Annotated in this window: 6 protein-coding genes; 2 read left to right on the top strand and 4 right to left on the bottom strand. The window is 61.6% G+C overall.

The window, feature by feature from the left end; all coding sequences use genetic code 11:
* Window positions 1–56: 56 nt before the first annotated feature.
* Window positions 57–1,529, bottom strand: a complete 1,473-nt coding sequence (gene betB, locus ACFY9W_RS04725) for a betaine-aldehyde dehydrogenase (protein ID WP_391126431.1) — start codon at window positions 1,527–1,529, stop codon at window positions 57–59.
* 39 nt (window positions 1,530–1,568) lie between these two features.
* A complete protein-coding gene (gene betI / locus ACFY9W_RS04720; protein WP_391126428.1) occupies window positions 1,569–2,225 on the bottom strand; it encodes a transcriptional regulator BetI in 657 nt (218 codons plus the stop codon).
* 532 nt (window positions 2,226–2,757) lie between these two features.
* Between betI and ACFY9W_RS04715 the strand changes: the two genes are divergently transcribed.
* Together ACFY9W_RS04715 and ACFY9W_RS04710 are read left to right on the top strand one after the other, a co-directional pair.
* Window positions 2,758–4,704, top strand: coding sequence for a BCCT family transporter (locus tag ACFY9W_RS04715; RefSeq protein WP_391126669.1), 1,947 nt, complete (start codon window positions 2,758–2,760; stop codon window positions 4,702–4,704).
* A gap of 128 nt (window positions 4,705–4,832) precedes the next feature.
* Window positions 4,833–9,485, top strand: coding sequence for a hypothetical protein (locus tag ACFY9W_RS04710; RefSeq protein WP_391126425.1), 4,653 nt, complete (start codon window positions 4,833–4,835; stop codon window positions 9,483–9,485).
* A gap of 3 nt (window positions 9,486–9,488) precedes the next feature.
* On the opposite strand, the gene ACFY9W_RS04705 is transcribed toward ACFY9W_RS04710, so the two are convergent.
* On the bottom strand, window positions 9,489–10,265 hold the full coding sequence (locus ACFY9W_RS04705; RefSeq protein WP_391126422.1) for a divergent polysaccharide deacetylase family protein: 777 nt from the start codon (window positions 10,263–10,265) through the stop codon (window positions 9,489–9,491).
* An 8-nt stretch (window positions 10,266–10,273) separates the two neighbouring features.
* Window positions 10,274–11,590 carry a S41 family peptidase gene (locus ACFY9W_RS04700; protein ID WP_391126419.1) on the bottom strand — a complete coding sequence of 439 codons (1,317 nt, stop codon included), beginning with the start codon at window positions 11,588–11,590 and terminating at the stop codon, window positions 10,274–10,276.
* Window positions 11,591–11,625 lie beyond the last annotated feature (35 nt).

Genomic DNA, 11,625 nt, shown 5'->3' with positions numbered 1-11,625 from the left:
TGATCAGGGAGCGGGAACGCCCGTGCGCGGCGGCACGGGCGTGGCTGGACAGGGCCTTAGAAGACCGAGTTGTAGCCGCCCAGCTCGACCTGGACCGACTTGATGCGAGTGTATTGAGCCAGCGAGCTGACGCCGTTTTCACGGCCGACGCCCGACTGCTTGTAGCCACCAACCGGCATTTCGGCTGGCGATTCGCCCCAGGCGTTGATCCAGCAGATACCGGCTTCCAGCTTGTGGATGATGCGGTGGGCGCGGGTGATGTCGTTGGTGCAGACACCGGCGGCCAGGCCGTACTCGGTGTCGTTGGCACGACGGATCACTTCTTCTTCGGTTTCGTAGGTGAGAATGCTCATCACCGGGCCGAAGATCTCTTCCTTGACGATGGTCATGTCGTCGGTGCAGTCGGTGAACACGGTCGGGGCCACGAAGGCGCCCTTGGCGAATTCACCGGCAGTCAGACGCTCGCCGCCGCACAGCACGCGGGCACCTTCTTCTTTACCTTTGGCGATGTAGCCCAGCACGTTTTCCATGTGCGGGAAGCTGACCAGCGGGCCGAAGTTGGTGTTTTCGTCTTCCGGGTTGCCAACGCGAATGCGGGCAACGCGCTCGGCGATCTTGGCTTCGAAAGCAGCTTTCATCTCGGCAGGGATGAACACGCGGGTGCCGTTGGTGCACACCTGGCCCGAGCTGTAGAAGTTGGCCATCATGGCGATGTCGGCGGCCTTGTCCAGGTCGGCGTCGGCGCAGATGATCAGTGGCGACTTGCCGCCCAGTTCCATGGTCACTTCCTTCAGCGACGAGCTGGAGGCGCTGGCCATGACCTTCTTGCCGGTGGTGGTGCCGCCGGTGAAGGACACTTTTTCAATGCGTGGGTGCTCGGTCAGCCAGGTGCCGACTTCGCGGCCGCTGCCGGTCAGTACGTTGAACACACCATTCGGCAGGCCGGCTTCGGTGTAGATCTCGGCCAGTTTCAGGGTGGTCAGCGAGGTGACTTCCGAAGGCTTGAAGATCATGGCGTTGCCGGCGGCCAGGGCCGGGGCAGACTTCCACAGGGCGATCTGGATCGGGTAGTTCCAGGCACCGATACCCACGGTGACGCCCAGCGGCTCGCGGCGGGTGTAGACGAAGGACGATTCACGCAGCGGGATCTGCTCGCCTTCGATGGCCGGTACCAGGCCTGCGTAGTATTCCAGCACGTCGGCGCCGGTGACGATGTCGACGTAGCGGGTTTCGGAGTACGACTTGCCGGTGTCCAGGGTTTCCAGCATGGCCAGCTCGTCGTTGCGCTCACGCAGGATGTCGACGGCGCGGCGCAGGATGCGCGAGCGCTGCATGGCCGTCATTGCTGCCCAGACTTTCTGGCCGCGCTCGGCGCTTTCCACAGCCTTCTCGACGTCGGCCTCGGTAGCACGCTGAACGTGGGCGAGGACTTCGCCGGTGGCCGGGTTGATGGCTTCGAAGGTGGCATCGCTGCCAGCGTCGACGTAAGCGCCATCAATGTAGAGTTTTTGCGTTCCGAAACGGGCCATAGTGTCCTCGCAAGTGCAGTGTGTGGTTTGGCTTGCGCGTCACGCTCCTGCCGGGTTGGCAAGGGCCGTGCGCGCTTGGTCAGCAGCCTGGTCGTTGGTGCTCAGGGTGTGCTGTTTAGCCAGTTGTAGATCCATGTATTCGTAAGCAATCCGTATCGCCTGGTCGGTGTCGAATGCATCACCCGACAGGGCACCACGCAGCCACAAACCGTCGATCAGGGCCGCCAGGCCGCGGGCTGCCTTGCGCGCATGGTAGAGCGGCAGGGCGCGGCGGAACTGGCAGCACAGGTTGGAATACAAGCGGTGGTCGTTGATCCGCTGCAACCTGTGCAAATCGGGCTGGTGCATGCTGGAAGCCCAGAAGGCCAACCAGGTTTTCATTGCCGGGCCGTTCACCTGGCTGGCATCGAAGTTGCCCTCGATGATCACTTTCAGGTGGGCGCGCGGGCTGTCGTCCGTCAGGGCCTGGCGACGTGCTCGAACGCCTTCGTTGAGCATGTTCATGATGTAACCCATCGTCGCTGCGATCAGGCCGTTCTTGTCCCGAAAGTAGTGACTGATGATGCCGTTCGACACACCGGCCAAACGGGCAATCAGCGCAATGCTGGCGTCCCCCAGACCGACCTGATCGACCGCCTGCAACGTGGCTTCGATCAACTGCTGGCGGCGGATGGGTTGCATACCGACCTTGGGCATCTTGCTATCTCCTCAGGCCTGCGAGCAGACGACGGGCGGCTGACTCGGCGAAGGCCAGTCTATTTTGTTTTGATTGAACGTTCAATCAATAAAGAATAAGCTCTGCGACAATTTGTGCCATTGACAGTTTTTCAGGCGGTCGAGAAGGCACGGATTGACACCCCAGGAAATCGCGTAACCCCCGGAATACAAGGCGTTGACGGGCATGAGCGATGCGAAATGCAGATTCTGCCGTACGGTCACTGGCCTGCGACAGGCCCTTGGAGCGGGCGGGGTGATCTGTGACGAATGCGCGCACCTCAGCCGAGGCGTGGCATTTTCAGCAGGCCACCTGTCTGTTTTTTTGCAACGTATCGATTCGGGATCACGGTTTCCAGGGTGCTTTTATAACACCTGACGCAGTGGGGATATTCCACCAATTGCTCGGGAAAGACTGATTAGCCTCCACAGCCGTACTGCCCGGAGCATTCGTGCAATGAGTTCTGCCTCACTTACCAAGCCCCCCGCCGAGAGGGTACGGGTCAACCGCGTGGTGTTCTTCACCTCCGCGCTGATGATCCTTGTTCTGACTGCCTTGCTGATCGCTGTACCCGAAACCGCCGGCCAGGTGCTGGGCGTGGCCCAGAAATGGCTGACGCGCACCTTTGGCTGGTATTACATGCTGGTCATCTGCGGCTACCTGGTGTTTGTCGTCTACCTGGCCTTCTCCGACTACGGCAGCCTCAAGCTGGGCGGCAAGGACGACCAGCCGGACTTCAGCTACGGCGCCTGGGCCGGCATGCTGTTTTCCTCCGGTATCGGTATCTCGCTGCTGTACTTCGGTGCGTCCGAGCCACTGGATCACTACTTCAACCCACCGGAAGGCACCCCGGCCAGCCTCGAAGCTGCGCGCCAGGGCCTGCAACTGACCTTCCTGCACTGGGGCCTGCATGGCTGGGCGATCTACGCCTTGGTCGGCCTGGCCGTGGGTTACTTCGCCTACCGTCACAACCAGCCATTGGCGCTGCGTTCGGCGCTGTACCCGCTGGTCGGTGAGCGTTGGGTCAAAGGTGCTGCCGGCAATGCCGTGGACATTTTCGGCATGTTCGTCACCCTGCTGGGCCTGGTGACCAACCTGGGTATCGGTTCGATGCAGGTGTCGTCCGGCCTGGAGTACCTGTTCGGCATGGACCACAGCAAGACCAACCTGCTGGTGGTGATCCTGGTCATGGCCGGTGTGGCCACCGTGGCGGCGGTCTCGGGTGTGGAAAACGGCATTCGCCGCTTGTCCAACCTGAACATCATGCTGTTCAGCGGCCTGTTGATCTTCGTGCTGCTGGGCGGCGAAACCCTGCACCTGCTCAATGGCTTCGTGCAGAACGTCGGTGACTACCTGAACGGCATCGTGCTGAAAACCTTCGACCTGTATGTGTATGAAGGCGAGGCGGGCAAGTCCGAGCGCTGGCTGGGCCTGTGGACCGTGTTCTACTGGGCCTGGTGGATTTCCTGGGGCCCGTTTGTCGGCATGTTCATTGCCCGTATCTCCAAGGGCCGCACCGTGCGCCAACTGGTCATGGGCGTGCTGCTGATCCCGCTGGGCTTCACCCTGGCCTGGCTGTCGATCTTCGGCAACACCGCGCTGGACCTGGTGATCAACCAGGGCGCAGTGGAACTGGGCAAGACCGCACTTGAGCAACCCTCGATGTCGATCTACCAGCTGCTGGAATACTTCCCGGCCGCCAAGATCGTGATCGGTGTGGCAGTGTTCGTGGGCTTTGTGCTGTTCCTCACCCCGGCCGACTCCGGCGCGGTGATGATGGCCAACCTGTCGTGCAAAGGCGGCAAGGTCGACGAAGACGCCCCGCACTGGATGGTGGTGTTCTGGTCGGTGGTCATTACCCTGGTCACCATTGGCCTGCTGTTTGCCGGCAACTTCGAAGCCATGCAGACCATGGTGGTGCTGGCAGGCCTGCCGTTCTCGGTGGTGCTGGTGCTGTTCATGTTCGGCCTGTACAAGGCCATGAAGCAGGACGTGGCAGTGGAGCAGGAGCGTGCCGAACTGGCTGCCCGTGGCCGTCGCGGCTTCAGCGAGCGCCTGACCCAGCTGGAGCTGCAGCCGACCCAGGCCGTGGTGCAGCGTTTCATGGACAAACAGGTCAGCCCGGCGCTCAAAGACGCCGCCGCGCAGCTGCAGACTTTGGGCTTCGAGGTGGAAACCCGGGTTGGCCAGTCGCGCAACATGATGGGCCTGCGGGTGATGATGGACGAGGGTAACCCGTTCGTTTACGAAGTGAGCCTGGACGGCTACATGGCCGCGCCAAGCGAAGCACCCGTGGAAGGCGAGCCGGAAGTGCGCCAGCGCTTCTACCGTGCCGAGGTGTACCTGCACGACGGCAGCCAGGAGTATGACCTGATGGGCTTTGCGCCTGAGCAGATCGTACGGGATGTGCTGGACCAGTTCGAAAGCCACCGCCAGCTGTTGGGGCGTGTGTACAGCTGATGCTGATACGCTGAACAGAAGGCCTTGCTCGACAGAGCAAGGCCTTTTTTTTGCGCGAGCAATATTTAGCGTAGGCCTCGGCAAGGCGTGTAGCAGCCTCTCGGATTTACCGAGGAGGTATGCGCAACATGAACAGCCCCGAGACCCGCACGTTTGCCTTCGCGCAAGCAGTTGCCAAACAGTTTGCTGGCCGGCCCACCTTGCGGCAGGTCGCCAGTGAGCAGCTGTTGGCAGTGTTGCTGGCCGAGCTGCCATGGCTGGCTGATGTAACGCCAGCCCTGTCAACGGCTGAGCCCCTGATGCTGGATAGCCCGGACCCCGACACGCCTTACTGGACCACTCAACCGTTGCTCGACCGAGTGTTGCAAGCGCTGTTGGACCCACAGCTGCTTGATATCGAGCCATTGGAGGACGGGCGGCATTTCAATGTCGGGCTCACGGCGCCCTACCGTTTTGCGGGCTCCCACAGTGAGCTCGATACCCGGCGGCTGACGGGTTTGTCGCGCTCGCTGAATGAACTGGTTGCGCGCTTGCCGCAAAGCTTCTGTGAGGCCCAGCTTGAGTACTGGAAGGCCCAGGGTAGCGCTGGGGTCAGCCGGGATAGCTGGTTGCAGCTTGTGTTGCAAACCGCCCTGTTGCGCGGCCTGCCCATGCAAGGCCTGGATGCACAGGAGCAGGCCTGTATCCGAGGGGTGATCCGCGGCCAGGCTGACCAGCCGTCGGTTTGTTTCGTGGAGGCCCAACTGACGAGTGCGTCACAGCAATACGATGAAATGCTGTGCCACCTGTTGGTGCTGGGCGAGTGGGACGAACGGCAGGTTGCGTTGTGGTGTGAGCCGTCTGGCACCGTGCGCAGTTTCGAATCCCTGGGTGATTTCGGCTACGCCCTTCGTGATGAGCTGGCGCAGCGCTACGCATTCGAGCAGATGAGCTGGCGGCGTTACCCTGTGCAAGGTAATGCGTTCGCCCAGCAAGTTTCGTTGCTGCTCGAAACCGTGTTCCGCAGGGTTGATCGGGCATCTTTCAGTGCCATCAGTGATGTTGGGGCGCTTGAGCAGCGGTTTGCCGAGTTGAGTGACCCATCGTCATGGTTCGTCGATTACGAGAATCAAACCCCGGCGGTTCAACCGCCACTGGGCTTGCGTGCCAGCAGCGCTCAAGACAGCTTTGCGTGGAGTGCCGCGCTTTTGCAAATCGCCGCCTACCAACTCGATGCAGACGGCATTGCCGCATTGGAGGGTGTTCAGTCTCTGCAAGCCTATACCCGCCAGCAGTTGGCGGAGCAAATTCGCCTGGACCACGCTGACGAAGGCTCAGCAGACAACGTTCTTCTGGATTTGTACCTGGCGCGTGGGATGCCGGGTGGTGGGGCAACAGGCGCCGGGGGAGGGGAGCCGCTGGCATTCGTCGGCAGCAAGACCCTCACAGAATTTGCCATCGGCAATCTTTCTTCCCTTAAGGGGGCGGTCATTCGCAACATTCGCCACAGTGATGGCAGTGAACTGCCCGCTTGGCTGAACCCCGACTCGGTCAGGCGGTTGGTACTTCAGGTCGACATTGGTGGCGGTTATCCAGCCTATGTAGCCGAGCATCTGGACGACCCTGCGACGCGTGCCGACCGTGTCAGGCGATTTGGGCGGGAATGGCGCAGCGCACTGCTTTGCACTGCCGTCACCGCCAAACTTGAGCAGCGGATCTCGCAAGCCGGGTTGCAATGCATTGTCGACTTCTGTGCCGGGCATCTAGACCCGGTTACACCGCGAGTAATGCTTGTTCCCTTGGCATTCAAGCGCAGCCCGGCGTCCCGGAACAAAGACCAGGTACGGGGCATGTTCATGTTGTACTGCGCCGAACCTTCACTGGTACTGTTATATCGGCCCTTATTTGCGCAAGACACCCTGCGCGAATATGCAAGCCTGCCGGCCGTGCTCGACCAGGTTCGCGAATCGCAGTTGTTACAGGACAGTATCGTTGACTGGATGGATCCGGCTGTTCGAGCGATCTATCAGAACGGGGGTTTTCAGGAGCCTCACATCGCTGTTATCGGAATCGATTTCTACGCGCCGCCTGCTACCCCTGAACCCGCCAGCTTGTCCATTGAGTTCTGGCGCAATGATCTTGATGAAAGGCTCTATGCCGCAAACCGGGATTTGCTTGTCGAGCTCGCGAACGAGCAGTCCGTTTCCAATGCCGAAAGCCGCTGGCAGACGCTGAGCGAAGGCGCGTGGCTTCTGTTCGATGTGGTGACTCTGGTTATCCGTGGCCCAGCCGCCTCCATGGCCTGGCTGGTCCAGCTCCTAGGTGCTTTGGAGAACGACCTCGACGCGCTTGAGCAGGGTGACGAATTCGCCCGTTCGGCGGCCATTGCCGACCTGATGTTGAACCTGGGTATGAGCTTGTTGCATGCCCGTCAACCTGTGCAGGGGGTGGCTCCGGCTGCTGAGCTACCTGACGCTTCGGTGTTTGAACGCCCTGCTGCCCAGCGCGGCGCATTTGCCGAGAGCACGCTTGTTCCCGTGAACGTTGGCACTGGCCAGGCATTGGCGGCGCTGCCCGGCCGGTGGCTCGACTTCTCCTGGCGGGGCCAGAGTGGGCTCAACTGGTTGCCGCCTGCTCAGCGGCAAGCGCTCCATGCCATGCGTTCGAACGTGGCGCTCAACGGCCTCCAGCCGTTGACCACCCAAGAGGCGAGGGGGTTGTACCTTATCGATGGCCACTATTACGCAGCGTTGGGCGGGGACGCCTACCGTGTGGAGCAATCGCCAGCCGGTGTGCGTGTCGTCGATCCCCGAGGAACACCAGGGCCCTGGATCGTTTTCGATGGTGTCTGGCGAGTCGACGCCTCTCTCCGTCTGGAGGGCGGTATGAAGCAAAGCGGTACGCGGGCCAGGCTTGCGAACCGCTTCCACGAGATGAAAGAGAAGGTCGGCCAGTTGGACCTGCAAGTGAATGAAGCGAGGGATCGGTTCGGCACACTGGCAAAAAAATCGCTTGAATCGCTAGACAGGCTGCAAAGCCTCAAGGCACTCAGGGCAAAGGCAGCTGCAGCGCTGCTCTCGCCGCCAGAAGGGGCTGATGTTACGCAAATGCAAGGTTTGCTACAGCGGTACGATGACCGTATAGCTGAGTGGGAAGTGGAGGATTTCAACCGCAGGGAGGAATCGGTACAGCAATTGGAGGCCGCCGTGCGCGCAGAACAAACGATTCTGCCGCTGTTAACCACCATGAAGGAGCCTAAATTTGCAGCCGAGCGTTTGACCGCAGGTTGGGATGCCTCAATCGAGCAGCATGAGAAGAACGTTCGGACGGGGCTCATCCGCAATAACAATTTTATTGTGAAAGAACTGTGGGACCTTGCGGATTATGAGGCACTTGCCGAGATGCGAAAGCGCCTGAACGGGCGGCCTATCGTTGAAGTATCCGAGCTGTACAAAAAGTTACGCCTCAAGCTTGAAACCGTTGCAGGCCTGCAGGACCGCATACTTCTGGCTCAAGAGCATCTCGATGAATTATTGGCTGTGACAGCGGACGATTTCGAGATATCCAGCGCGCCGGAGGAACCGGCGCATACCGTTGGCCAGTTGATTGCTTCGCGTCACTTCACCACTGTCCAATTGCGTTTCCACCAGGTGCTGAACCTGAGTGACCTTGCTTTGCACCTGGACAGCGAAACCGGGATCGAAACGCTTGTCGGCTACAGGGAAGAATTGGCCGGCCTGAACCTGCGTAGCGCCGCAGATGCCCACGGTGAACTGGACGTTGTCACCCTGTCGGCGCAGGACAGGGTTGTCATCCTGCAGGAAGCCTGGGATGAATACACTGCCGCGCTGCTCAACAGCGCGCGTATCCGCAAAACAGGCGGGAAGTTGATCGAGCCGGGGATGATCGATCGATACCAGGAACATGTCGGCAAGCTCAAGCTGGACGCCGGACGCCGCCTGGTCGAAGCGGTTCGTGAGCAGGAAACCGGCACTGTACCCGACAGGCGTTCGCCCTATTCGGTCGCCAGCACGCAGCAGCGGCTGGTCCGCAATGCTCAAGGGCAGTTGCTGATCGGGACGGAGACCGAGGTGGAGGGGCAGAGCATCGTCGAGGTGCGCGAGTCCTTTTCCGATGATGTGTTGGCCACATTCGAGCAGGTTCAGGGCCAATGGTGTGAGCGAGAGGCTAAAAGGCCTTCATTGGTTGATCAGGCGCCACCGGACGATCTACCCATGTGGGTGCAGTCGCTGCTTGAAGAAAATACGGCTGTGCGGGAAAAGGCCAGGTCGTACGTCGAAAACGACATCAAAGGCTCCTTGCTCGCCCAGCTGTTTGATCAGCAGCTGAACAAACTGGACCAGGCCGCGAGCGTCGTGCGCGATGCGGGGGGCAACGAGAGCCTTCTCAGGACGCTGGAGCGGGATGCAGATGCACTGCGGGCCGAGAAAAAACTGCAACTGACCACCCTGTACACCGATACCAGCTATCCCTCCGCTGACGCCCTGCAGTTCCTGCATGCAGAGGGCGTGATCACGGTTGAATACAACGAAAGGCGCACCATGCAGGACGGTAGTGCATTTGATGAATACAAGGTGCTGCGCCTACCGAGCAGGCGAAACCTGTGGGCCGCGCACTTTCATTTCAGTTCACCTGATGACTACGCACAGGACTTCACCACCGGGCATCTGAAAACCTGGAGCCAGCGCCGAATGAGCCGTCGCCTGGCCGCCGCCGCGGGCCAGCGCCTTCATTATGGCAAGCTGACGCTGGAGCAAGCCCGGGGGATCATTCCCTTCTGATTGCTAGCGCTGGCTGCGGTTGGTGTACCGGCCATGCCTGCCGTGCGCCGGCATGGCCTGGTTACCCCGTTCGGCGATCATCTGCTGCAGGCTGACCAGGGTGATGCCTTGTTGCGCCAGGCGTGGCAGCTCGCGCGCCAGTATGTCGAGTGTTTGCGGGTAAGGGTGGCCGATCAACACGGCGGAGCCTTGTTGGCGGGCAAGGGCGATACCTTGCTGAAGTTGCCGGCTGATCGCTTCGTTGGTGCGTTCGTCGTCGAGGAACACATCACGGGAAACGTGTGCCAGCCCCTGTGCCTGCGCTTCGGCCGCCGCTACCGTCGCCGCACTGGTGCGGCTGTCGACGAAGAACAGGTGGCGCCGCTGCAGCTCGGTCATCAGCCAGGTCATCGGTTCGCGTTGGGCCGTCATCCGGCTGCCCATGTGGTTATTGATGCCTGCCGCGTACGGGACTTTGGCCAAGGCCGCATCCAGGCGCCGGGCCAGTTCCTCGATGGCGATGCCCGGGTGCCAGGCATAGGGCCCGGTAGCCGGGTCCATCGGCATGTGCAGGATCACCGTTTTACCAGCCTTGTGCGCCTGGCGGGCGAAGTCGGTGGCGTGCGGGGTGTCGGGCATGATTGCCATGGTCACCGGGCCCGGCAGGGCCAATGTGCGGCTGTCACGCTCGGGGCTCTGGCCCAGGTCGTCGATGATGATGCTCATGTAGGCCTTGTTGGCCGGTGCCGCTTGCGCGACCCCGGCTAGCAGGCCGAACAGCAGGCACAGCAGATAGCGCATGGGCTGAATCATTTACCCGAGGTGATGTTCAGGCCCTTGAGCAGGCTCAAGGCCTGGCTCAGCTGGAAGTCGTCATCCTGCGGGCGCTCCTTGCGCTTGCTGCTGCCGGTCGGGCGGTCGGCGCCGCCATTACCGTTGCCCAGGTGCCCCTGCAGGTCAGCTTCCTTGAAATTGTCGGTGTCGACTTCAGCGGTGAGCTTGGCCGGGCGCACTTCGATGTCGGGGACAATGCCTTGCGCCTGGATCGAGCGGCCGTTGGGGGTGAAGTACAGCGCAGTGGTCAGCTTCAGGGCGCGGTCGTTGGCCAGTGGCAGCACGGTTTGCACCGAACCTTTGCCGAAGCTGTCGGTGCCCATCAGCACGGCGCGTTTCTGGTCCTGCAGGGCGCCGGCGACAATTTCCGAGGCCGAGGCGCTGCCGCCGTTGATCAGCACCACCAGTGGCACGCCTTCGCTGGCGTCGGCCGGGTCGGCCGAGAAGCGCAGCTCGGAGTTGGCGATGCGGCCCTTGGTGTAGACGATCAGGCCCTTGGTCAGGAAGTGGTCGGCCACTTCCACGGCGGATTGCAGCACGCCGCCCGGGTTGTTGCGCAGGTCCAGCACCACGCCGCGCAGCTTCTTGCCGTTGTCCTTGCGCAGCTTGGCCAGGGCCTTGCCCACCTCGTCGCCGGTCTTGACCTGGAACTGGGTGATGCGGATATAGCCATAGTCGTTCTCCAGCAGCTGGCTCTTCACGCTCTTGACCTGGATGACCGCGCGGGCCAGGGTCACGTCAAACGGGTTGCCGCCGTCGCGCACCAGGGTCAGGGTGATTTTCTCGCCAACCTTGCCGCGCATCTTGTCGACTGCTTCGGTCATGGTCTGGCCGCGGGTGGGGGCGCCGTTGATCTTGACGATCAGGTCGCCAGCCTGCACGCCGGCACGCGAGGCCGGGGTGTCGTCGATGGGCGAGACCACCTTGATGAAGCCGTCTTCCTGGCCCACTTCGATGCCCAGCCCGCCGAACTCGCCGCTGGTGCTTTCCTGCAGCTCCTGGAAGTCTTCGGGGCCGAGGTAGGCCGAGTGCGGGTCAAGGTTGCTGAGCATGCCCTTGATGGCGTTTTCCAGCAGGGTCTTGTCGTCCACCGGCTCCACATAAGCCGCCTTGATGCGGTCCATGACCTCGGCAAAGGTGCGCAGCTCTTCCAGCGGCAGTGGCGCCTTGGCGGTCACCTCGGTGGCGGGCACTGCGGCGGCCTTGGCCGGCTCGGCGGCGCTGGCCAGGGGGGCGCCGACCGCCAGGGCGATGGACAGGGCCAGCTGGGTGAGACGAGGCGAGTGCAGCATGTCGAACGAACTCCTGATCCTGTAAGCGCTCCCTG

The sequence above is a fragment of the Pseudomonas sp. NPDC008258 genome (assembly GCF_042956345.1).
Lineage (GTDB): Bacteria > Pseudomonadota > Gammaproteobacteria > Pseudomonadales > Pseudomonadaceae > Aquipseudomonas.
The sequence above is the reverse complement of the archived record's forward strand: the minus strand, read 5'-3'. Positions and strand labels throughout refer to the sequence as shown.